16 protein-coding genes are annotated in these 23,319 nt (G+C 64.1%); 14 read left to right on the top strand and 2 right to left on the bottom strand.

The window, feature by feature from the left end; translation table 11 throughout:
* Positions 1–9 precede the first annotated feature (9 nt).
* Together C1O66_RS14420 and C1O66_RS14415 are read left to right on the top strand one after the other, a co-directional pair.
* The gene (locus C1O66_RS14420) at positions 10–1,371 is read left to right on the top strand and encodes a serine/threonine-protein kinase (RefSeq protein WP_102769655.1); all 1,362 of its coding nucleotides are present in this window, start codon (positions 10–12) and stop codon (positions 1,369–1,371) included.
* 114 nt (positions 1,372–1,485) lie between these two features.
* The gene (locus tag C1O66_RS14415) at positions 1,486–1,887 is read left to right on the top strand and encodes a hypothetical protein (protein WP_165794616.1); all 402 of its coding nucleotides are present in this window, start codon (positions 1,486–1,488) and stop codon (positions 1,885–1,887) included.
* 85 nt (positions 1,888–1,972) lie between these two features.
* Here C1O66_RS14415 and C1O66_RS14410 read toward each other — a convergent pair whose 3' ends face one another.
* Entirely contained in the window at positions 1,973–2,884 is a 912-nt protein-coding gene (locus C1O66_RS14410; RefSeq protein WP_102768519.1) for a LysR family transcriptional regulator, read from the bottom strand.
* Positions 2,885–3,074: 190 nt separating this feature from the next.
* On the opposite strand from C1O66_RS14410, the gene C1O66_RS14405 reads away from it, so the two are divergent.
* Positions 3,075–5,288 (top strand): malate synthase G, encoded by a 2,214-nt coding sequence (locus C1O66_RS14405; protein ID WP_102768518.1) that lies wholly within the window; start codon positions 3,075–3,077, stop codon positions 5,286–5,288.
* Between the two features lie 434 nt (positions 5,289–5,722).
* Here C1O66_RS14405 and C1O66_RS14400 read toward each other — a convergent pair whose 3' ends face one another.
* Entirely contained in the window at positions 5,723–8,689 is a 2,967-nt protein-coding gene (locus C1O66_RS14400; protein WP_165794615.1) for a TonB-dependent receptor, read from the bottom strand.
* A gap of 608 nt (positions 8,690–9,297) precedes the next feature.
* On the opposite strand from C1O66_RS14400, the gene C1O66_RS14395 reads away from it, so the two are divergent.
* The 11 genes from C1O66_RS14395 to C1O66_RS14345 all read left to right on the top strand — a co-directional run bounded on the left by C1O66_RS14395 (position 9,298) and on the right by C1O66_RS14345 (position 23,306).
* On the top strand, positions 9,298–12,384 hold the full coding sequence (locus C1O66_RS14395; protein WP_243392802.1) for a TonB-dependent receptor: 3,087 nt from the start codon (positions 9,298–9,300) through the stop codon (positions 12,382–12,384).
* Positions 12,385–12,584: 200 nt separating this feature from the next.
* Positions 12,585–13,826, top strand: a complete 1,242-nt coding sequence (locus C1O66_RS14390) for an NAD(P)/FAD-dependent oxidoreductase (protein ID WP_243392801.1) — start codon at positions 12,585–12,587, stop codon at positions 13,824–13,826.
* A 144-nt stretch (positions 13,827–13,970) separates the two neighbouring features.
* The gene (locus tag C1O66_RS14385) at positions 13,971–14,726 is read left to right on the top strand and encodes a class II glutamine amidotransferase (protein ID WP_102768514.1); all 756 of its coding nucleotides are present in this window, start codon (positions 13,971–13,973) and stop codon (positions 14,724–14,726) included.
* Positions 14,727–14,825: 99 nt separating this feature from the next.
* Positions 14,826–15,971 carry a sensor histidine kinase gene (locus C1O66_RS14380; RefSeq protein ID WP_102768513.1) on the top strand — a complete coding sequence of 382 codons (1,146 nt, stop codon included), beginning with the start codon at positions 14,826–14,828 and terminating at the stop codon, positions 15,969–15,971.
* On the top strand, positions 15,968–17,101 hold the full coding sequence (locus C1O66_RS14375) for a histidine kinase (RefSeq protein WP_133155226.1): 1,134 nt from the start codon (positions 15,968–15,970) through the stop codon (positions 17,099–17,101). Before C1O66_RS14380 ends, C1O66_RS14375 begins: the two co-directional genes overlap by 4 nt.
* A gap of 20 nt (positions 17,102–17,121) precedes the next feature.
* Entirely contained in the window at positions 17,122–18,282 is a 1,161-nt protein-coding gene (locus C1O66_RS14370) for a sensor histidine kinase (protein WP_133155225.1), read from the top strand.
* Positions 18,279–19,454, top strand: a complete 1,176-nt coding sequence (locus C1O66_RS14365; protein WP_102768510.1) for a sensor histidine kinase — start codon at positions 18,279–18,281, stop codon at positions 19,452–19,454. Before C1O66_RS14370 ends, C1O66_RS14365 begins: the two co-directional genes overlap by 4 nt.
* Before the next feature lie 22 nt (positions 19,455–19,476).
* Positions 19,477–20,253 (top strand): LytR/AlgR family response regulator transcription factor, encoded by a 777-nt coding sequence (locus C1O66_RS14360; RefSeq protein WP_102768509.1) that lies wholly within the window; start codon positions 19,477–19,479, stop codon positions 20,251–20,253.
* Positions 20,254–20,353: 100 nt separating this feature from the next.
* Positions 20,354–22,057 (top strand): M14 family metallopeptidase, encoded by a 1,704-nt coding sequence (locus tag C1O66_RS14355; protein ID WP_102768508.1) that lies wholly within the window; start codon positions 20,354–20,356, stop codon positions 22,055–22,057.
* Positions 22,058–22,252: 195 nt separating this feature from the next.
* Positions 22,253–22,879, top strand: a complete 627-nt coding sequence (locus C1O66_RS14350) for a hypothetical protein (protein WP_102768507.1) — start codon at positions 22,253–22,255, stop codon at positions 22,877–22,879.
* Positions 22,872–23,306, top strand: a complete 435-nt coding sequence (locus tag C1O66_RS14345; protein WP_341476782.1) for a GNAT family N-acetyltransferase — start codon at positions 22,872–22,874, stop codon at positions 23,304–23,306. The genes C1O66_RS14350 and C1O66_RS14345 overlap by 8 nt, the downstream gene beginning before the upstream one ends.
* Positions 23,307–23,319 lie beyond the last annotated feature (13 nt).

Raw genomic sequence — 23,319 nt, 5'->3', positions numbered from 1 at the left:
ATGTTTGGCATGTCCCTGGATTCAGTCCCCGTCCTCGAGAGCGCTTCGGACCTGCCCGCCCACATCGGCAAGTACAAGGTCTTGCGCCGCCTCGGCGAGGGCGCCACCAGCGATGTCTTCCTGGCCGTCGACGAGTTCCACCGCAGCGAGGTGGCCATCAAGCGCATGCGCGCCTGGGCCGCCGTCAGCCGCGCCGGGCAGGGCAGCGATTTCAGCCTGCGCTTCTACGCCGCCGAGGCAGCGCTGGCCGGCCGCCTGCAGCACCCGAATGTGGTGCAGATCCTCGACGCCGTGCCCGAGGAAGACGCGCCCTATCTGGTGATGGAGTATGTGCCGGGCGTCACGCTCAAGCATTTCTGCCGCAGCGACCGCCTGCTGCCGCTGGACCAGATTGTCGAGCTCGGCTTCAAGTGCGCCATGGCCTTGAGTTATGTCTTCCGCCAGGGCTTGATCCACCGCGATGTGAAGCCGGCCAATCTGCTGGCCGTGCTCGATGCCCAAGGCCAGGTCACCGATGTCAAGGTCAGTGATTTCGGCAGCGCGCTGAATCTGCATTCCGACTCGACCCAGGTACACCGGGTCGGTTCGCTCGCCTACATGCCGCCCGAGCAGATCGAGGGGGGTGATGTCGATTGCCGCGCCGACATCTACGCCCTGGGCGCCGTGCTCTACCACCTGGTCGCCGGGCGCGCGCCCTTCGATGCGCCGAGCCAGATGGCCTTGATGCACCAGATCTACCACCAGGCGCCACCGCCGCTGCAAGGCCTGCGGGGTGGGGTGACGCCGGAGCTGGAGGCGGTCATCCTCAAGGCCCTGGCCAAGCATCCGCAAGAGCGCTATGCCGATTGGGAGGCTTTTGCCAAGGCACTGTCGGAGCTGGTGTCCAAGCAGTTGGTGCCTCTGGCGCGGCTTTACGAGGTCAAGGATTCGGAGCGCTTCAATATGTTGCGCGAACTGGAGTTCTTCTCCGACTTTGGCGACGTGGAGCTCTGGGAGGTGGTGCACCGGGCGCGCTGGCGGCGTTTTCCGCTCGACCATGCGCTCTACAAGCGCGGCCAGGAAGGCAATACCTTTCACATCATTGCCCAGGGGGCGGTCGATGTCTTCCGCGATGGCAACAAGGTGGCGACCCTGGGTCAGGGCACCTCGGTCGGCGAGATGGCCTATCTGGCGCCCAACCCGGACTTGCGCCGCCACAGCACCGATGTGCGGGTCAGCGAAGTCTGCATCACCATCTCGTTCACTCCTGAATCGCTAGGCCTGCTCAGCCCGGAATGCCAGCACCGATTCGACCGCGCCTTCATCCAGGTGTTGGTGCGCCGCCTGCATGCCGCGCACGAGGCTTTGGCGCATCCGCGCCGCATCATGTAAACCCGTCTTGAGGCTGTCGCGTTGCCGTGCTGGAATCAAGTTCGAGCGGATGCCACGCGATCTTGCCTCTGACCCTGCCTCCCTTTCTTTGACGCCTTTGAAGGACATTTGCACATGAAGACGACGACGCTGAAATCCCTGCTGGCCCTGACGCTCTGCGCGGTGGCTGGTTTCGCCCAGGCTGCGGCCAGCTGCGATGTCCAGGCGACCGAGAAGAAGCTCGCCGGTGCTGCGAAGACCAGCTTCCTGAAGAAGTGCAATGCCGACAACCCGGCCGCCGCTGCAGGCAATGCCGCTTGTGACGCTGCCGCCGCCGAGAAGAAGCTGGCCGGCGCGGCCAAGAACAGCTTTCTGAAGAAGTGCAATGCCGACGGCGGCCCAGGCGCTGCGGCCGCACCGGCGGCCAACGACGCGCAAGCCAGCTGTGAGGCCAAGGCGGCCGAGAAGAAGCTGGCCGGTGCCGCCAAGACCAGCTTCACCAAGAAGTGTGTGGCGGACGCTGCGGCTGCCAAGTAAGCTGACTCGCCTGCCCAACCCCGGGTGGCGCCCTTGCCTCCCGGGGTTTTCTTTTGGCCCGGTGTGGCGTGATGGGTGATGGGCCTCAGGCCTGCCGGCCCCAATAGTCCGGCCGACCGTAGTTCGCCTTGAGGAAATCGATCCACAAGCGCACCCGCAGCGGCAGGTGCTTGGCCTGCGGAAACAGGGCGTAGATGCCGTTGGGCGGCGCGGCGAAATCGTCGAGCACGCTGACCAGGCGGCCGGCGGCGATGTCGCCCTCGACCTCCCAGGTGCTGCGCCAGGCCAGGCCCAGGCCAGCCAGGCACCAGTCGTGCAGGACCTGGCCATCGCTGCAATCGAGGCGGCCATTGGGCCGCAGGTGCTGCACCGCGCCGTCAATGGCAAAGGCCCAGCCGCGCGTCTGGCTGGCATCCGAGCTCAAGGTCAGGCAGGCATGCCGGCCCAGCTCCGAGGGGTGTTGGGGCACGCCGGCGCGCTTCAGATAGGCCGGGGTTGCGACGCAAAGGCGCCGGTTGTCGGCCAGACGCACGCTGATCAGGCTGGAATCGGGCAGATCGCCGACCCGCACGGCGCAGTCAAACCCTTCGGCCGCGATGTCCACCACCCGGTCGCTGAGGTTGAGCGACACGCTCACGTCTGGGTGACTGGCCAGGAACTCCGGCAGCAGCGGCGCCACATGGCGGCGGCCAAAGCCGGCCGGCGCCGTGATGCGCAAGTGCCCGCTGGCCTTGACCCCGCCCGCGCTGACACTGGCTTCAGCACTGTTGAACTCGGCCAGCAGGCGCTGGCAGTCCTCCAAAAACGCGCTGCCCTCATGCGTCAGGCTCAGCCGCCGCGTGGTGCGCAGCAGCAGCTTCACCCCCAGCCGGGCCTCCAGCGCATCAATGCGACGCCCCATCACGGCCGGCGCCACCCCCTCCAGCTGCGCCGCTGCCGTCAGGCTTCCCTTGGTGGCGACGGAAACGAAGGATTCGATCTGTTTGAGGCGGTCCATGGCCGGATTGTGTTGCACGATCAGTGTAAAAAGAGAAAGTGAGCATTTATTCGTGCAAATTTCGCAGGTATTAACGTGCGTTCCATGCAGGAATAGTCGCTTTGATTTGCTCTAAATTGCAGTCAAAGCTGTTTCGCTGAATGTCTTCTTCTTTCTTCTATTCATTAACTCATCCAGCAAGGGTTTGCTCATGACTGCTACCGCCCGCACTGCCATGCATGGCCTTCAGGTTGCGACCGAGTTGTTTCGATTCATCGAAGACCGGGTCTTGCCCGGCACGGGTCTCAGCAGCGAGCGCTTCTGGACGGGTTTCGACGCCATCGTCCGGGACCTCGCCCCCAAGAACCTGGTCTTGCTGGCCGAGCGGGACCGCTTGCAGGCGGCGTTGGACGATTGGCACCGCAAGCATCCGGGGCCGATCCGCGACATGGCGGCCTACCGGGCATTTTTGGAAGAGATCGGCTACCTGGTGTCGCCGCCCGGCGCGGTGCAGGTGAGCACCGCAAATGTGGACGCCGAGCTGGCGCTGCAGGCCGGGCCGCAGCTGGTGGTGCCGATCCTGAATGCGCGTTATGCCCTCAATGCCGCCAATGCGCGTTGGGGCTCTTTGTATGACGCGCTCTATGGCACCGATGCTATTCCTGAAACCGGCGGTGCCGAGCGCGCGGGGGCTTACAACCCGGTGCGCGGTGCCCAGGTGATTGCCTATGCGCGCCGTGTGCTGGACCAGGCCGCACCCCTGGCCGGGGCTTCGCACACGCAGGCGAACAGCTACCGCGTGGAAGCTGGCCGTCTGGTGGTCGGCTTGATCGGTGGTGCCAGCACCGGCTTGGTCGACCCCGCGCAGTTCGTGGGTTATCAAGGTGAGGCCGTGGCGCCCAGTTCGGTGCTGCTGCGTCACAACGGCCTGCATCTGGATGTGCAGATCGATCGCAGCACGGCCATCGGAGCCAGCGATGCGGCCGGCATCAGCGATGTGGTGCTGGAGGCGGCGTTGTCCACCATCCTCGACCTGGAGGACTCGGTGGCCGTGGTCGACGCCGAGGACAAGGTGCTGGCCTACGGCAACTGGCTGGGCATCTTGCAAGGCACGCTGACCGAAACGCTGAGCAAGGGCGGCAGGACCCTCACCCGCCGTCTCAACCCCGACCGTGTCTACACCGCGCCCGAAGGCGGCGCGCTGAGCCTGCACGGCCGCTCGCTGATGTTTGTGCGCAATGTTGGCCACCTGATGAGCAACCCGGCGATTCTCTACACCGACGCTCAGGGTCAAACCCGCGAGATTCCTGAAGGCATCATGGATGCCGTCGTCACGACCACGATCGCTCTGCACGATTTGAAGGGCGAGGCGGGCCGCGCCATCCGCAACTCGCGCGCTGGCTCCATCTACATCGTCAAACCCAAGATGCACGGCCCGGCCGAGGTGGCTTTTGCGGCCGAGCTCTTCGCCCGCGTCGAGCAGATGCTGGGCCTGCCGGACAGCACGGTGAAGCTGGGCATCATGGACGAAGAGCGCCGCACCAGCGTCAACCTCAAGGCCTGCATCGCCGCAGCGGCCAGCCGTGTGGCCTTCATCAACACCGGCTTCCTCGACCGCACCGGCGACGAGATGCACACCGCCATGCTGGCCGGACCCATGTTCCGCAAGGGTGACATGAAGACCAGCGCCTGGATCCAGGCCTACGAGCGCAGCAATGTGCTGACCGGCCTGGGTTGCGGCCTGCGCGGCCGGGCCCAGATCGGCAAGGGCATGTGGGCCATGCCCGACCTGATGGCCGCCATGCTGGAGCAAAAAATCGCCCACCCCAAGGCCGGCGCCAACACCGCTTGGGTGCCGTCGCCGACCGCCGCCACCTTGCATGCCCTGCATTACCTCCAGGTTCATGTGCAGGCGGTGCAGCAGGAGTTGGAGCAGATCGACGCCGACGCCGAGCGTGACGCCATCCTGGACCGCCTGCTGCAGATCCCGGTGGTCGAGCAGGCGAGCTGGAGCGCGGCCGAGATTCAGCTGGAGCTGGACAACAACGCCCAGGGCATCCTGGGTTATGTGGTGCGCTGGGTGGACCAGGGTGTGGGTTGCTCCAAGGTGCCGGATATCCACAACATCGGCCTGATGGAAGACCGCGCCACCCTGCGCATCTCCAGCCAGCACATCGCCAACTGGCTGCACCACGGCGTGACCCATGCCGCCCAGGTGCACGAGACCTTCCAGCGCATGGCCGCGGTGGTGGACGGCCAGAACGCGGGCGATGCGGCCTACCAGCCCATGGCCGGCCATTTCGAAACCTCGGCGGCCTACCGCGCTGCGCTTGACCTGGTGTTCAAGGGTCAGGAGCAGCCGAGCGGCTATACCGAGCCCCTGCTCCATGCCTGGCGTTTGAAGGTCAAGGCGGGTTCAGTCTGACGGACCGCCGGCCCCTCCTGAGGCCGTGAACGAATAGAGCGGGCCTGTGGGCCCGTTTTTTGTTGCTCACCTGGTGTGGGGGCGCAATGTCACAGCGTCGCGGATGTGTGCCTTGAGCTGGCTTGGCCGTCGAGAGTCCGGCGTACATGTGCCCACATCAGCGCCGACAAAGTGGCCTGGTATTGGCCCGCTTGTTCTGCGGAAGCAACACCTGCTGATGGCCCAGGTCAGGCCTCGATGGCTTTGTTGGACGGCAAGGCTGGCGTCTTGATGGGCAGGGCGAGGTCGGCGGCAGGAATGACGCCTGACTGCTGCTTGGGCCGCTGGGCTGATTTCGCCTGAGGCGGGCGCAAAAATAGCCCGCAAGCTTTCACTTGCGGGCTTGTTCGACTGCTTTCGAATCCAATGGGCCGGGTAGACCGGCCCGGCATGGATTAGAAGTCGATGCGGGCGCTCAGGCGCACCGAACGCGGCGACTGGAATGCACTGGCGTTGCCGTAGTTCAGGCTGGCCCGGGTGTCATTGCGAGCGTAGTCACCCACCTCGTTGGTTTCAGTCACGCCTTGCGAGTTGAAGATGTTGAAGACATCGGCTTGCAGGGTCAGCTTGGTCTTCCCTTCCAACTTGGGCGTGTAGGCCAGCTGAAGATCGAAGGTTGACGTCCACGGCGTGCGGCCGGCACTTCCGCGATTGCTCAGTTTGCCGCCGCAGTAGTAGCTCGATGCCGAGGTGTAGTTTTTCGATTCAGCATAGTCAGCCACGGTGTCGGGCACGAAGCCGATGCAGCTCTTGGGTCGGCCCGAAGCCACGACCGCATTCATGCCAACTCGAAGCGTGTCGCTCAGGGCGTAGTTGCCGTAGACCTTGACCACGTGGCGACGGTCATTGGGCAAGGGGCCAAAAGCACCGTGGGTGAATGAGCCAAAGTCAAAGTCTTGGGTGATGCCCGCGTCTTCTTGGTTGAGGTTGGACTGGACATAGCCTTCTGCAGACCCCCGGCTCTTGGACAGTGTGTATGAGGCATTGATGCCCCACTTGCCGTCGAAGGGTCGGTCCAAGGTCAACTCTAGGCCGTCATAGATCCGTTCATACTTGGCCAGACCAAAGTAGCTGGCGGGGATGGTGGCTTCGATCAACTTGCCATCGCCATTGAGGTCCATCTTCAAGGTCACGTCGCGACCTGGATTAACCACGATGCACGGCGCAAGGCCCACAGTTCCAAATGCGTCTTTGTAGCCCTTGTCGGCGGCGTAGTTCTCCATGGCGTAGTGACCGCAGAAGTCATCCATGCCGTCGTTGATCTTGCGGTGGGTGTACTTCGCGCCCACGGTCCATTCCTTGTTCAAGGACTTCTGAATGCCCACCATGATTTCATCCTGATTCATGGGCTTGAGCTTGGTATCTGCAATCGTGCCAGGGTCCGGCAGATTGCCGCTCTGGATGATCTGCGGTGAACCAATGGATGCACCCAGGCCGATTGGCGCTTGCGTTTTCGGATCGCGGCTGGCGAAAGTGAAGAACTCCCGAATGAAGGACTCCGAACGGGTGGCGCGAATATTGGTGTTGGCTGCCACTGGGATGTAGTAGCGACCCACATTGGTGAACACCTTGGTCGAGCCGTCACCGGCCAGATCCCAGGACACGCCAAACCGCGGAGCCAACAAGTTGTCAGCCTTGACGAATGAGCTTCCGTCCGCGTTCTTGTTGTTGAACGACTCGCTGCGCAGACCGCCATACACCAACAATTGTTTGTTGATCTTCCAGCTGTCTTCCAGATAGACCGCGTTGTTCACCACTTCGAACTCGCCCGAGGTGGAGCTGTTCTGTTGGCGGCGAACGTACTGTGTTCCAGGCGTGAAGCCATCAACACCGTTGACGCGACCGCTGGCCGGCACAAGGAAGTAGCGGTAGTAGTAGCCGTCGCCTTGCCAAGCGGTACCGGCTTCGTAGGACGTGAACTTTTGATTGTCCAGACCGGCACGAATGGTGTGGTTGCCGAGGGTGTACTCCAGGTCCAGGCGGCCAGCCTTGCGCTTGTCGGTGTCCACCGGGCGAGCCAGTGGATCACGAACGCCGACAAAGTTGTACGGCGGGCCCCAGCAACCAATTTCGGTAAACGCGGTGTTGATGTCAGCGACCGGCGGGCACTTCAGTGACTCGGCATTGCCGGCACGCGCGCCAGTGGTGCTCAGGCGCTGGTTCTCCGTGGTGCCCACCAATGCGGACACCGTCAGGTTGTCGGTCAGGTAGGCTGTGGCCTTACCGATCACGACCTTGCCGCCCTGTGTCTGCTCGCTGGCCTGCGCGGTGCCGTCCAAGCTCGTGGAGTATGGGCGAGCGCTCTGATAGTCGAGGAGCTCGAATCGTTCTTTGTTGCTGATGGCAGTCAGTTCAAAGTTGAACATCTCGCTCGGTGCGAAGTCCACTTTGATCATGCCGTTGGGTTTGTTCGACACCGTGCGCGTGCCGCGTGTAGCTTCAAAATTGGTGGTGACGTCCTCACGGCCCTCAACCAATGCAAAGACAAACAGCTTGTCCTTGATGATGGGGCCGCCTGTGAAGACGTTGTAACTGAGCAAGTCACGCGTGTCGTCACGCTGGAACAAGGTGTAGCCCTCGGGGGGTAGGTTGGGCCCAGCGGGCTCCTTGTTCAAGACGTTCTGTCCCTTGGAGCGAAGTTGGGACGGGGAGAAGTACACCGCGCCGCCCGACTTCCACTCATTGCTGCCACGCTTGGTGACGAGCGACACCACGCCGCCCAGAGAGCGACCGTACTCTGCACCATAGCCGCCGGACTTCACCTGCTGCTCGGCAATTGCCTCGAAGGGCAGATTGGCATAGGACAGGAAGTTGCGGATGTTGGTGACATCAAAACCATTGATGTAGTAACCGTTCTCACCCACGGAGGCGCCCGCAAAGGACGGCAGCTTGCCGTCGCCGAGGCCATCGTCACCCTGCACGACGCCGGGAGCCAGGTAGGCCACGGCATTGACATTGCGCGACACCGGCAAAGCTGCAATCTGTTGTGCACTGAACACGGAATTGACCTCGGAAGTGTTGAGGTCAATCTTGGTGCGGGACGCACGTCCCTGAATCGTCACGGTCTCCAACTGGGTCGAGTCGGCCAGGCTCACTTGTGTGCCCGAACCGATTTGCACCACCACTTCACGCGTCACGCCATTGGCTGTGACGACATAGCGACCTGGAGCCAGCTTGGAAAAGTTGAATGCGCCCTTGTTGTCGGCCTTGACGGTCCGCGACTGGTTGGTGTCCAGATTCTTGACGACCACCGGCGATTCGGCCTTGGCTGTACCGTAGATGGAGCCTTCTGAGCTCTGTGCCATTGCCACAGAAGCCATCAGCAAGGTAGTTGCTGCGGCGATTGCGGAACGAGTGGTCAAGCGCAGTGCGCTTGTGCGATTGTGTTTTCCCATGGACGACCCTTGCTTTCTGAAATTACGACGCAGTCATGGACGGGTGCTCGGGGCACTCCAGTCGTGGACTGTGTAGAGAGTTTTGCGGTTTGTGCGATTGCCGGAATCTAGGGCTATGCCTAATGGCATGTGTCGATGGTGATAGGTAGAAAGTGAAAAAGTACCAATCTGGTTGATTTACCCAAGAGTCGCGCGCGTTTCGGCGCTGCATGCCCAGTCAGCGCGGGGGTGTTTTCTTCGTTCTTTGGACGACTTGTGTGGCGAAAACCCCCTCATTCGGTGGCTGGATGCTGCCTCATGTCCCGACCTTTGGCAGCTCTGGTTGCTGTTGAGTCGGACATCTAAGCCAACTCGGTCCGGACACTTGGCCGTTCGCAGCCAAAAACGCACCCATCGCACAAGTACGCGTTTACCCCTGAATGTTGCTGCTTCGCTTCGGGGGTAGTTCCGCATTCTTGAAATGAAATGCTCTACCCAGAATTCGCCCCAGCGCCCTGTAGAGCGTGACTTTCAACACTGGGCCAAAAGTCGAGTGTTTCAACCGTTTCGAGCAATCGATAGAAAGAGGGATACACATGTCGAATACTTCATTCCGCTCCATGGGGCGTCTGAGCCTCATCGCGATCGCAGCAAGCATGGCCCTGGGCACGGGTGTCGTGCACGCTCAGTCCAACACCACGGGTCAGGTGTATGGCGTGTTGACGCAAACGCAAGGTGCGTCCGTGCTGTTGGAAAACGTTGCAACTGGTGCCAAACGGACCATCACGCCCGGAGCCGATGGCCGCATCGTGGCCGCCAACTTGGCCCCCGGCGTTTACAAGGCCAGTCTGTTGCAAGACGGCAAGGTGATCAACGTTTTGTCCAATGTGGAAGTGCGTATTGGTCAAGGTACGGCGCTGGACTTCGGAAATCGCCTGGAGACCGTGACCGTGACCGGCACCCGCAAAGTGATCGACACGTCGACTGCCGATATCGGTACCTCTTTCAACGCACAACAACTGGCCGCCTTGCCGGTGGCTCGTAACTTGAATGCCATCATCCTGATGGCGCCGGGCACCACGGAAGCTGACTCGCGCTACTCTGGCGGTATCAGCATCGGCGGCGGCGCTCCGTCGGAAAATGCGTATTACATCAACGGCTTTCCCGCGACCAATCCGTTGACACAGCTGGGCTCGGCTGAACTGCCTTTTGGTGCAATTGCTGATGCGCAGGTGCTGATCGGCGGTTTCGGCTCGGAATATGGCCGTTCGGTGGGCGGCGTGATGAACGTCATCACCAAGTCGGGTACCAACCAATGGGAAGCTGGTGCGCAATATTCGATCACGCCAAACAGCTTCCGCAACAAGCCGGTGGATTTGTACTTTGGTAATACCGGCAAGAACCCTGCCACTGATGGAACTCTGCGCCTGCGTCGCGCTGAGAACAATCGCACAGAGTACAACTACGGTGGTTATGTAGGCGGCCCGCTGATCAAGGACAAATTGTTCTTGTTTGCCGCTGTTGAAAAGCGTGAGCTCCGGGCTGAGTCCGTCAATCAAACTCGCAACGCAAGTGCTGGCAACCTGAATCTGACTGGCTTTGCCGAAGACAAGGCCACGACCTTGCGAGCCTTGGCTAAGTTGGATTTCAACATCACCGACCAGCATCGCGTGGATGTGACCCTGATCCGCGACAAGCCAGAAATCACGCGTGATTACTACAGCTACAGCTATGCGACGGGCGAAGTTGGTGCGAACAAGAACTTCTCGGCCAATTACACCAACGTCGACAACCAGACGGCGCAAGGTGCCGATATGGGTATCCTGCGTTACTCTGGCGAACTGACCGATAACTTGACCGTCACCAGCTTGTACGGCAAGAGCAAGACCAAGCACCTCAACATCTTCACAGGTGGTGGCACCGAGGTGAAGGGCGTGCAGTTCAGCCCGTCGGCGGCTGGTGCTACACCTCCGGGCTTGACGATCCCCATCAAGAACCCGATTGGCGGTCAAAATGTCTTGAGTCCGAATTCCAAGGACAGCGTTGAAAGCTTCCGTTTCGACCTGGAATACCGCTTGGGCAAGCACACCATCAAGGCGGGTATCGACAACAACAAGCTGACATCGAACAACGCCGGTGTTCAGTTGGTCGGTGGATCGACCATCCAGTATTTCAAGACCACCGCCGCGAACGCCGCTGACCCCAACTACCAACCTCTGGGTGGTACGAGCGATAAGGTGTGGTTGGCGAACCCTGCTTACGGTCCGTATGCTGCACAAGGCTATTTCGGTCGCGAGCAGATTTTCACCACGACCACGGACGCTTACTCCAATCAGTCCGCTCAGTACATCGAAGACAAATACCAGCCGACCAAGAACCTGGCTTTGTCCTTCGGTCTGCGTCGTGAATCCTATGAAAACCTGAATGGTGACAAGCAGGTCTTCCTGGAGATGAAGAACCAGTACAACCCGCGCTTCTCCGCCGTGTGGGATCCTGTTGGTGACGCTTCGACCAAGGTGTACGGTAGTGCTGGCCGCTACTCGATCCAGATCCCGACGCACATTGCTGTTCGTGGTGCCAGCCGTTCGACCTTCACCCGTGAGTTGTTCATCTACACCGGCGTGGATGCCAACGGCATGCCGACCGGTCGCGTGAACATCGCCAAGCCTTATTCGGCCAATAACGAATATGGCCAGTCGAAGGACAACAAGGTTGTTGCAGCCATCGACATGAAGCCGTCCTACCAGGATGAGTTGACCTTGGGTATTGAGAAGGCACTGTTCCAAGACTACAAGGGCAGCGTCAAGTTCACCTATCGCAAGCTCAAGAGCACGATTGATGACACCTGCGATGCCGTGCCTTTCGAGAAGTGGGCCAAGGACAACAAGGTCGACACATCGGAATGGGATGGTTTCGGTTGCGCCAGCTTCAACCCGGGCGAGACCAACAAGTTCCTGGTGGACTTCAAGAATGCCGGCCCGAACGCTCGCAAGCAGTACACCGAAGTGACTTTGACTGCGGCTGATTTCAATCTGCCCAAGACCAATCGCACCTACACCGCCTTGGACTTCAGCTTGGAGCATCCGCTGCGCAATGGTTGGTACGGTAAGGTGACTTACACCTGGTCCAAGAACAAGGGCAATACCGAAGGCCAGACGCTGTCTGATGTCGCCCAAACCGATGTGGCTGCCACGCAGGTATGGGACCATTGGGAACTGATGGAGTACGCCAATGGCTACCTGCCGGGTGACCGTCGCCACATGATTCGCGCCAATGGCTTCGTTGAGGTCAACCCTCAGTGGAGCGTGGGTGGCAATCTGTCGGTGATGTCGGGCCGTCCCATCAACTGCTTGGGCCTCTACGGTGCAGCCCAGAACGATCCGGTGGGCTATGGTTCGTCCTACCACTACTGCAACGGTGTGCCTTCACCGCGTGGCACGGCGGGTCGTCTGCCCTGGACGCAGCGTCTGGATCTGCGCTTGACTCACAAGCCCGAGTTGCTGAAGGGTCTGGAGCTGTCGGTGGACGTCTTCAACGTCACCAACCAGCAAGTGACCCAAAACGTGATCGAGACCTACAACGGTGCTGACAAGTCGGCCATCAGTCCGGACTACATGCGCACGATCAGCACGTCGGCTCCTCGCCGCGTTCAGTTCACTGCGGTGTACAACAAGAAGTTCTGATCAAACCTGATAGGACCTCAGCGTCTTGAGTGGCGCTGGTTCAGATCGTTACTTAGGCCCGCTACCGAAAGGTAGTGGGCCTTTTTCGTGGCAGGGAGACCTGCCTCGAGACCTCGTGCTGAATAGAATGCGAATCCTCTCTTGAAGCCCTGCTGATGATTCACTCTGGCGCCGTTGGCGTAAGCCATACCCATGTTTCCTTGCTTCCGCCCGCTGCGTCGAACGCGCTGCCGGCGGCTTGCTCCATCCTCATCATCGGCGCCGGCCCCGCCGGCAGTGCCTGCGCGCGGGTGCTGGCGCAAGCCGGCCTGGACGTGGTGCTGGTGGACCAGCAGCCGCAGGGGCGGGACAAGATTTGCGGGGATGGCTTGATTCCGGACAGCCATGCGGCGCTCAAGCGACTGGGGCTGCTGGATCAGGTGATGGCGCGGGCCCAGCCAGTGCAGCATGTGGCATGCATCGGGCCGCGCGGGGGGCGCATCGAGGTGCCGGGCACGCTGGCGGTGCTGCCGCGGCGTGAGCTCGATGAAATGCTGTGCCAGGCGGCGCAGGATGCGGGCGCGCGCTTTCTGGCGCCGGCGCGCTTCGAGGCGCCGCTGGAGGATGAGCAGGGCCGGGTCTGCGGGGCGCGGCTCAAGATCGGCGATCAGTTGCACGAGATTCGCGCGGACTGGGTGATTCTGGCCACCGGTGCCGTGCCCAAGGCCTTGACCGCGGCCGGCCTGTGCGAGCGCCACACACCCAGTGGCGTGGCTCTGCGCGGTTATGTGCGCGCACCCTCGATGGTGGGGCGCATCAAGGCCATGGATGTGGTCTGGCATGAGTCGGTGCGCCCGGGCTATGGCTGGATATTCCCGGCGCCCGATGGTTGCTTCAACATCGGCGTCGGTGTGACCGACAGCCACAAGGCCGTCGGCGGCAAGGGCGAGAAGAAAGAGCTCAATCTGCGCGCCATCTTCGACGCCTTCGTCGCCCACTACCCACCGGCCGCCGAGCTGATGCGCGAGGGTGAATTGGTGGGCGAGCTCAAGGGCGCGCCGCTGCGCTGCACCCTCAACGGCGCGCGCTGGAGCCGCCCGGGCTTGCTGGTCACCGGCGAAGCGGCCGGCAGCACCTACTCCTTCACCGGTGAAGGCATTGGCAAGGCCATGGAGACCGGCATGCTGGCGGCCGACGCCGTGCTGCTGGGCCGCAGCCGCGATTGGCAGGATGCCCAGGTCCGTGCGGCCTACGAGGAAAGCCTGCGCGCGCTCAAGCCCAAATTCGATCTGTACGAGCGGGCCAACCGTGTCAACGCCCACCCCTGGCTGGTCGATCTTCTGATCTGGCGCGCCAAACGCAGCCCGCGCCTGGTGCAACGCATGAGCGGGGTCTTGAATGAAACCAGCAACCCGGGCAATCTGATCAGCCTGCGCGGCTTCAAGCGATTGTTTTTGGAGTGAGTGGAGCGAGGTGAACAAGTGAACCGGTGAATGAGTGAACAAGTGAGTACGCCTCACTCACTGGCATCCCAACCTCAGTTCACGCCTTCACCTGTTGACTCCTTCACTTCATTCACCCGTTCACCCGTTCACCAAACTCCAACCATGTGCCAACTCCTCGGCATGAATGCCAATGTGCCGACCGATGTGATGTTCAGCTTCACCGGCCTGGCCAACCGCGCCGATGAGCACAAGGACGGCTTCGGCATTGCCTTTTTCGAAGGCCGCGGCCTGCGCCATTTTGTCGACCACCACAGCGCCCGGGTCTCGCCCCTGGCCGAGCTGGTGCAGCGCTACCCGATCCGCAGCGACAACGTCATTGCCCACATCCGCAAGGCGACGCAAGGCCAGGTCTCGCTGGAGAACACCCATCCTTTCGTGCGCGAGCTCTGGGGCCGCTACTGGGTCTTCGCCCACAACGGCAACCTCAAGGATTTCCAGCCGCGCCTGCATGCCGCCTTCCGCCCCGTGGGCCAGACCGACAGCGAGCTGGCCTTTTGCTGGCTGATGCAGGAGCTGGCCAAGGCCCACTGCACCGTGCCCAGCATTGCCGAGCTGAGCCTGACTCTGGCCGAGCTGATGCCGCAGCTGAACGTCTACGGCACCTTCAATATGCTGCTGTCCAATGGCCAGGCGCTCTGGGCCCATGGCTCCACCCACCTGCACTACCTGCTGCGCCGCCATCCCTTTGGCCGCGTGCATTTGCAGGATGAAGACCTGAGTGTCGATTTCGCGCCCCAGACCACCGAGCAGGACCGCGTGGCCATGATCGCCACCCAGCCGCTCACCCGCGACGAGCCCTGGGTGGCCTTCCAGCCCGGCGAGCTCAAGGTCTTTGTGGGCGGCGAGCTGCTCACTTGATCCGTCGCCGCCCTCGGGCCGCCCGCCATTCGCCGCAGGATCCTGCCATTCGCCGCCTGAGCCCGGCCTCGCCGTTCGGCCTCGCCTAGACTGCCGCCCATGCAGCAAGCGCCGTCATCCCGGGATCACCCCGCCCATCTCGCGCTGGACTGGACCCAATGGGTCTGGCCCGGTCCGCGTCGCGTCTTCAGCGAGGAGGAGCTGGCGCGTGCCGGCCAGCAGCCCTGGCCGGTGTCGATCGATCTGTATGTGCTCAGCAATGTGCTGGTGCTGCTGGCCATCAATGTTCCGGAGTTGCCGCGTCAATGGGCGGGCTGGATCAGTGCCGGCGTGCTCGCCGTCCTGGCTCTGGTGCTGGGACTGGCGCGCACCCTGTGGCGCCGGCCCAGCCGGCGGCGCCTGAACCTCATCAGCTATGCCGCGGTGCTGGCCTTCGTGCTGGCCACCCTCCCGATCTCGCACCCCGAGCTGGCCTCGCCCGAGTGGATCGCTAGACTCAAGGCGCACCGCGAGGCCGTGACGTTCTTGGCCATGTTCGGCATGTCGGCCTTCCTGGTCACCTACACCTCTTTCCTGTTTCTCACCGTCATGCGGGCGCAGCAAATTGAAGCGCGCCTGCGCGAACTCGACGAGCAGGCCCATGCGCTCAAGCTGGCCCGCCGTCTGGCCTCGGCGCAGATGCAGCCGCATTTCCTGTTCAACACCCTGGCTTCGGTGCAGCACTGGGTGGACACGCAGGACCCACGCGCCGGCAGCACCTTGCGCGCCTTCACCCAGTATCTGCGGGCCACCCTGCCCATGTTCGAGCGTGAGAGCCTCAGCCTGGCCGAAGAGCTGCAGATCGTGCGCAGCTATCTGGAGGTGATGCAGGCGCGCCTGGGCGAGCGCCTGCGCTGGGCGCTGGAGATCGAGCCCGGCCTGGACGAGGTAGTGGTGCCGCCGGGCCTGCTGCTGACCCTGGCCGAGAACGCCATCGGCCATGGCATCGAGCCGGCCCTGCGCGGCGGCCGCGTGGTCGTGCGGGCCTGGCGCCAGGATCAGCAGGTGATGCTGGAGGTGGAGGACGATGGCATGGGGCTGAACTCGGTCGAGCCGGTCGAGCGCCTGGGTCTCAGCAATTCCCGCGATCGCCTGCGTCAGCTGCATGGCGAGCAGGCGCGCCTGAGCCTGCTGCCCCGCGCGCCGGGCGCACTCGCGCAGGTGCAGATTCCTTGGGCCGCGGCCGCGGGAGTGCCCGCCGCATGAGCCCGTCCGAGCTGTGGCTGAGGGCCTGGCGTCGCGTGCGCGGGCGCTTCATGCCTTGTGAAGCGGCGGCGGAGCGCCTGCCCGACGAGGCCGGCATTCGTCGCCTGGGCCTGGCGCCGCTGCGCGGTCTCGCCCTCTGGTGGCCGATTGGTTTCACGGCGACCGTGCTGGCCCTCAGCTCGGTGGGGGCGCTGCACAGCCTGCAGGGGCGGGCCCTGCTGCTGTTCATGCTGGCCTGTGCCGGCCTGGGCTTTGCCTGGCTGGCACGCTGGGTCTGGGCCTGGCCCAGCAGCTCGCGTGTGTTTCGCAGCTCTTTGTCCGGCGCGGTGGGCATGGTGCTGGTGGCCCTGGTCATACGCCACGGTGCATCGGCCGATGAGGCCGAGTGGCTGCGCCTGGTGTTCATGGGCCTGGGCGTGACGGTCATGGGCGGTGTGAGCTTTGTGTCCATCTACCGCCGCCACCAGATCCTGGCTCGCCAGCGCGAGCTGGCCGAGCGCGAGCTGGCCCTGGCCGCCCAGGCGCAGCTGGCGCAGGCGCAAATCCAGCCGCACTTCCTCTTCAACTCCCTGGCTTCGCTGCAGCATTGGGTGCACCAGGGCGATGCGCGCGCGGCGCCCTTGCTGGATGCGCTAACGGCTTATTTGCGCGCCACCCTGCCGCTGTTCAACCGCCGCCAGCTCAGCCTGGGCGAAGAGCTGGAGGCCGTGCGCCAGTACCTGGCCGTGATGCAGGCGCGCCTGGGTGCGCGGCTGCGGGTGGACATCGAGGTGCCCGAGGCGCTGCGTGCCGTGCAGCTGCCGCCGGCGCTGCTGCTGACCTTGGTGGAGAACGCCATCGAGCATGGCGTGGTGCCCAAGCTCGGCGCCGCGTTCCTGCGCATCGAGGCCGAGCAGCAGGGCCCAACGCTGTACCTGCGCGTCATCGACGACGGCCCCGGCCTGCCCGAGCAGCTGCCGCCCGCGCGCGCCGGGCGCGGCGTGGGCCTGAGCAATTCGCGCCTGCGCCTGGCCCAGAGCTTTGGCGACGAGGCCAGCCTGAACCTGGAAAACTCCGCCGAGACCGGCGGCTGCGTCGCCACGCTGCGCCTGCCTTTGGCCATGGCCATGCCGCCCGGGGCGCCGGCGTGATGGAGGAAACAAGACCACCGATGGGAATGACACGCCGTTTGAAAGCGCGCTTGCAACAGGCCTGGGACGATGCGAAGGCGCTGGACTGGCATGTGGTGTTCATGCTCGGCCCGCGCCACAAATTCAGTGAGGCGCAGTGGGCCTTGCTCGATCAACGTTCGGCCATCACCGCCAGCGTCAAGCTCTGTGCCTGGCTCAACGCGCTGCTGCTGGGCGTGCTGGCCGCGTGGCAGATGCCGCCGCCGCTGCAGCTGGGGGGCTTTGTGGTCGGTTTCTTGATGGCGCTGGCTCTGCTCTGGCAGGCCGCCCGCCTGTGGCGTCGGCCGACCATGCGCACGCTGTACCTGGGCTATGTCTGGGTCTGCGTGATGGCCTTCGTCAGCACGTTTCTGATGGGCATGTTTTCCGGCGCCCTGCGCCTCGAGGAGAGCATCGGCAAGGAAGAAGCCGGACAGTTGGCGCTGGATCTGGTCTTGCTGGGCGTGGTCGGCATCTGGGTGCTGGCCATGGCTCGCAACGAGATGTTGGCCGGCTGGCTGCGCGAGCACGAGCAGCAGCAGCAGGCCTTGGCCCTGGCGCAGCAGCTCAGCAGCGCCCAGATCCAGCCGCATTTCTTGTTCAATTCCCTGGCCTCGCTGCAGCACTGGGTGCGCAGCCGTGACGAGCGTGCCGCCATTCTTTTGGATGCCCTGACTGCTTACTTGCGCGCCACCTTGCCTTTGTTCAACCGCCAGCTGCTCAGCCTGGGTGAAGAGCTGGAGGCCGTGCGCCAGTACCTGGCCGTGATGCAGGTGCGCCTGGGCCAGCGCCTGCAGGTGCAGATCGAGGTGCCCGAGGCGGTGGCTTCGGTGCAGCTGCCGCCGGCGCTCATGCTGACCCTGGTCGAGAACGCGATCGAGCATGGCGTGGTGCCCAAGCTCGGTTCTGCCCTCTTGCGCATTGAGACGGAGCAACAGGACCAATCGCTGCTGGTGCGCGTCATCGACGATGGCCCCGGCCTGCCTGAGGCGCCGGCTCAGCCCGTGCGCGCCGGCCGCGGCGTGGGTTTGAGCAATTCCCGCCTGCGCCTGGCGCAGACCTATGGTGAGGCCGCCCGTCTGAGCCTGCGCAATGCCGAGCTGGGCGGCTGCATCGCCGAATTGCAACTGCCCTGGTCACCGGACACGAGGGCCGCATCATGATGAACAAGCCGTGGGCGACCTTGCGCGGATTCTTCCGCGAAGTGGATTGGCGCCTGGTCTTTCTCCTGGGCCCGCGCTACCGCTTCACGCCCGAGCAATGGCGGCGCCTCGATACGCTGCCGGGCATCTCGCCCACCATCAAGGTGGCAGCCGTGGTGAATGTGCTGGCGCTCGCCGTGGTGGCCGCCCTGGAGCTGCCTTGGCCTATCGCACGTCTGGTTTTTTGCGGCACGTTGCTGCTGGGGCTGGTGACTTTGTGGGTCAGTGCCGATCTGTGGCGCCGCCCGACCCAGAAGCGCCTGCACCGGGCCTATGGATTCAGTGCCGTTCCACTCGGCGCGGTGTTCGGTTTCATGATGGCGTCCCAGCCTCAGCGGTGGCTGAAAGAGCCCTGGCATCATGAGTTGCTGATCCGCGGCTGCGCCATCGGCTTTGTCTACACCATGGCCATCTGGGCCGTGGCCATGTGGCGCAATGAGTTCATGGCCGACTGGCTGCACGACGAAGCCCTGCGCGAGCAGAAGCTGGAGCTGGCCCAGCGCCTCAGCAGCGCGCAGATTCAGCCGCACTTTCTCTTCAACTCCCTGGCTTCGCTGCAGCACTGGGTGGCGGTCAAGGACGATCGCGCCGCGCCGCTCCTGCAATCGCTGACCTCCTACCTGCGGGCCACCTTGCCCCTGTTTGACCGGCCCCTGCTCTCGGTCGGCGAAGAGGCCGAAGCCGTGCGCCGCTACCTGGAGGTGATGCAGGCCCGCCTGGGCGGCCGCCTGCGCTTTGTGCTCGACATCGCGCCCGATGCCGCCACCGCCCAGCTGCCGCCCGGTGTGCTGCTGACCCTGGTGGAGAATGCCGTCGAGCATGGGGTGCAGCCCCAGCTCAGCGGTGGCGAGCTGCAGCTGCGCGCCTACCTGCCGGCCGAGGGTGGCTTGTGCGTCGAGGTGCTGGACGATGGCCCCGGGCCCTCGGATGCGCTCTTGCAGCTGCCGCCGCTGGACCCGGCCGCCATGCTGCGCGACGCCCAGGCCAGCCTGGGCCTGCAGAACAGCCGCCTGCGCCTGTGGCAAGCCTTTGGCGACCAGGCCGAGCTGAGCCTGAGCCACCGCAACGAGGGGGGCTGTCGGGCGCAGGTCTGGGTGCGCACCTCACCGCCCGAAGCTCAATCACGAACCTGATGAAACCCTGCGAGGACTTTCGATGAACATCGCCAAATCTGCCATCACCGCCCTCATCGCCGACGATGAAGAAGGCCCGCGCGAGCAACTGCGCGCCGCGCTGCAGCGCCTCTGGCCCGAGCTGCAGATCGTGGCCGCCAGCGAGCATGGCGTCGATGCCTGGGACGACTTCCTGGCCCATGAGCCCCAGGTCTGCTTTCTGGACATCCGCATGCCGGGCCTGAACGGCATCGAGGTGGCCCGCCGCATGGCCGCCACCGCCAGCCCGCCGCAGGTGGTCTTCGTCACCGCTTTTGGCGACCATGCGCTCTCGGCCTTCGATGCCGGGGCGGTCGATTACGTGATGAAGCCGGTGGACGATGCCCGCCTGGGCCAGGCCATCGAGCGGCTCAAGGCGCGCCTGCAAAAAGACGGCGGCAGCGGCCCCGATCTGAATGCCCTGCTCAAGCAGCTGCTGCCCGCCGTGGCGGCCCCCAAGCCCAAGCCCATCCAGGCCTCGCTGGGCCGCGAGATCAAGCTGATCGCCCCCGAGGACGTGATCTTTTTCGAGAGCGACAACCGCTACACCCGGGTGGTGTTCGACGGCGGCGACGCGCTGATCCGCACCCCGCTCAAGGAGCTGCTGACCACGCTGGACACCGAGCTGTTCTGGCAGGTGCACCGCAGCGTGCTGGTCAACAGCCGCCACATCGCCAGCGCCGTGCGCGTGGACGAAAACTCCATGCACATCACGCTCAAAGGCCGCGAGGAGAAGCTGCCGGTCTCGCGCCAGTTCCAGGGCTTGTTCAAGGGGCAGTGAGCCCCGGGGCGAGGTGAGGCGCCGTGGCAGGGTCAGTCCCGGGGCCAGGGCCTCGGGGCTTTCGGCACAATGGCCCGCACCCGTACCTCCACGAGCAGCCATGGCCGCCTTGCCCACCCCGAAGTTTGACGAGTTCTACCGCTACGACGCGCTGACCGAGCTGCTGTTTGCCTACGCCGAAGCCCGGCCCAATCTGGTCTCGGTGCGCTCCATCGGCCGCAGCCATGAGGGCCGCGACATCTGGGTGCTGGTGCTGACCAATACCGCCAGCGGCGCCGACATCGACAAGCCCGCCTTCTGGCTGGACGGCAACATCCACGCCGCCGAGCTGACCGCCTCGACCACCTGCCTCTACTACCTGCACCAGCTGCTCAGCGGTTTCGCGGTCGACCCGCAGATCACCTATCTGCTCGACAGCCGCGTCATCTACATGGTGCCGCGCCTCAACCCCGATGGCGCCGAGCTGGCCCTGGCCGACCGGCCCCGCCATATCCGCTCCAGCACCCGGCCTTACCCCTACGACGAACACCCGGTCGATGGCCTGACGCCGGAAGACGTGGACGGCGACGGCCGCATCCTCAGCATGCGCGTGCCCGACCCGCATGGCACTTACAAAAAACACCCGACCGAGCCGCGCCTGATGGTGGCGCGCGAACCCGGCGAGTTCGGCGGCGATTACTTCCGCCTGATCCCCGAGGGCTTCATCAAGAACCACGATGGCCTCACCGTCACCGTCAACAAGGACCGCGAAGGCCTGGACCTGAACCGCAACTTCCCCAGCGAGTGGCGGCAGGAGTACAAGCAGCTGGGCGCCGGCCCCTTCCCGACCAGCGAGCCCGAGGTGCGGGCCATGGTGGAGTTCATCAGCAGCCACCCGAACATCGGCGCCGCCATCAGCTTCCACACCCACAGCGGCGTCATCCTGCGGCCCATGGGCACGCAGAGCGATGAGGACATGATTCCCGAGGACCTGTGGAGCTACCAACGCTTCTCGGCCCTGGGCGAGAAGCTCAGCGGCTACCCCGCCATCAGCATCTGGCACGATTTCAAGTACCACCCCAAGGAAGTCATCACCGGCACGCAAGACTGGGTCTATGAGCACTTGGGCGCCCTGTTCTGGGTGGTGGAGCTCTGGTCGCCCAACAAGGAAGCCGGCATCGAGGGCTACAAATGGATCGACTGGTACCGCGACCATCCCGTCGAGGACGACCTCAAGCTGCTCAAGTGGAGCGATGAGCAATGCGGCGGCCAGGCCCATGTGGACTGGAAGCCCTTTCTGCACCCGCAGCTGGGCCAGGTCGAGATCGGCGGCTGGGACAAGATGAACTACTGGCGCAACCCGCCACCCGCCCTGCGCGAGCGCGAGGCCGCCCGCTTCCCGGCCTGGATGAACCAGATCGCGCTCAGCCTGCCCAAGCTGGAGCTGCTGCGCACGGAAGTGCGCGCCCTCGGCCCCGACAGCTGGCGCATCCGCATGGCCGTGGCCAACAGCGGCTACCTGCCCGCCTACGTCACCAAGCGCGCGCTCGAACGCAAGGTCGTGCGCGGCGTGATGTTCGAGATCCACCTGCCCCCGGCCGACCCCACCGTCAGCCTGGTCAGCGGCAAGGAGCGCATGGAAGGCCCGCAGCTGGAAGGCCATGCGCCCAAGAGCTCGCAGCTCGCCTTCCTGTCCAGCCGCGAACTCACCGCCGACCGCGCCATCGGCGAGTGGGTGGTGCGCGCCCCCAAGGGCACCCGCCTGGCCCTCACCGCCAGCGCCGAGCGCGCCGGCACGGTGCGAACCGAGGTGGTGCTTGACTGAGATCGGACCGAGGACAAGCCAAGTGGCTTGTCCGACGCCGATCGAAGGCCCGACCGCCTGCCAGCGGGCGGGCTGAGCGCGCAGCGACTCTACGACGCCCGCTCCCTCAGCTCCCGCATGGCCCGGCCGGCAGCAGCGCGGCCGTGCTCTCCCTTTTTGTTTCCTTGATCAACCCTTCTCCTGCTTTCTGTTGCGATGAAATCTGTGCGCCTCTCGTCCCTGCGTTCGCTGGCCTGCGTGGCCGGGCTGTGTTCTTTCCTGGCCTTGCCGGCGCTCGCCGCGCCGGCGGTCTGGTCGGTGTCCGTCGAACAAGGCGGTCAGGTCTTGCCTGAGGCGAGCGAGCTGCGCCTGAAGAAGTCGCCGTTTTCCCTGATCTTCAACGGCCCGGCTGATCTGGGCTATGCGGTCCTGGCCAGCCACGATTGCGCCGATTTCGCCGGCCTGAAGACCAAGGCCCAGATCGCCGCCGTGATCCGGCCCGATGCCCTGGCCTCGGAGAGCGAGAAGCCTGAGGACAATCTCTTTCTGCTTGTCAACGGACCCGGCGCCATCAAGTCGGGCGACAACAGCGCCCAGGCCTGGTCCGAAGAGCCCGAGGCCGGCACCCACAGCTTCCAGGTTCTGAAGCCCGGTGCCGACAAGACCCTGCGCGCCACGCGCGAGATCCGCGAGATCCTGCTGCACCGCAACTACAAGGACACACCCATGCTGCCCTTGGCCCAGTACCCCTACGCCTCGATCTGCCTGTTCTTCACCGGCCTGCCGCCGGTGGGCCATATGGCCCACGAATCGCCGCGCATGCTGCAGCTGCGTTTTGACTGAGCCGCATCTGCTTCGCGTGATGGAGATCCGCCCCATCCGGCTTGAAGAGCACGAGGCCGCCCGCGCCTTGCTGGCCGCCAATGGCTGGGCCTCGCGCGTGGCCGATCCGGCGCTGTTCGCCCGTTTGCTGAGCCAGTCGCAGCTGGCGCTGGTGGCCGTGCAAGGCGAGGGCGATCAGGCCCGCGTGATCGGCTTTCTGCGCGCCCTCACCGATGGCATCTTCAATGGCTACATCTCCATGCTGGTGGTCGATGCCGCTTGGCGCGGGCGTGGCGTGGGCCGGGCCCTGGTCCAGCAGGCCATCGGTGAGCGCCCGGAGATGACCTGGGTGCTGCGCGCCGGCCGCGAGGGCGTGGCCGGCTTCTACGAGAAGATCGGCTTCAGCCGCTCCGAGGTGGCGATGGAGCGGCCGGGGCAGCGCGGCTGAGTCGATGAGCGCG

This window comes from Paucibacter aquatile (genome assembly GCF_002885975.1).
GTDB lineage: Bacteria > Pseudomonadota > Gammaproteobacteria > Burkholderiales > Burkholderiaceae_C > Paucibacter_A > Paucibacter_A aquatilis.
Note: the sequence above shows the minus strand (reverse complement) of the source record. Positions and strands in the feature narration are given on the sequence as shown.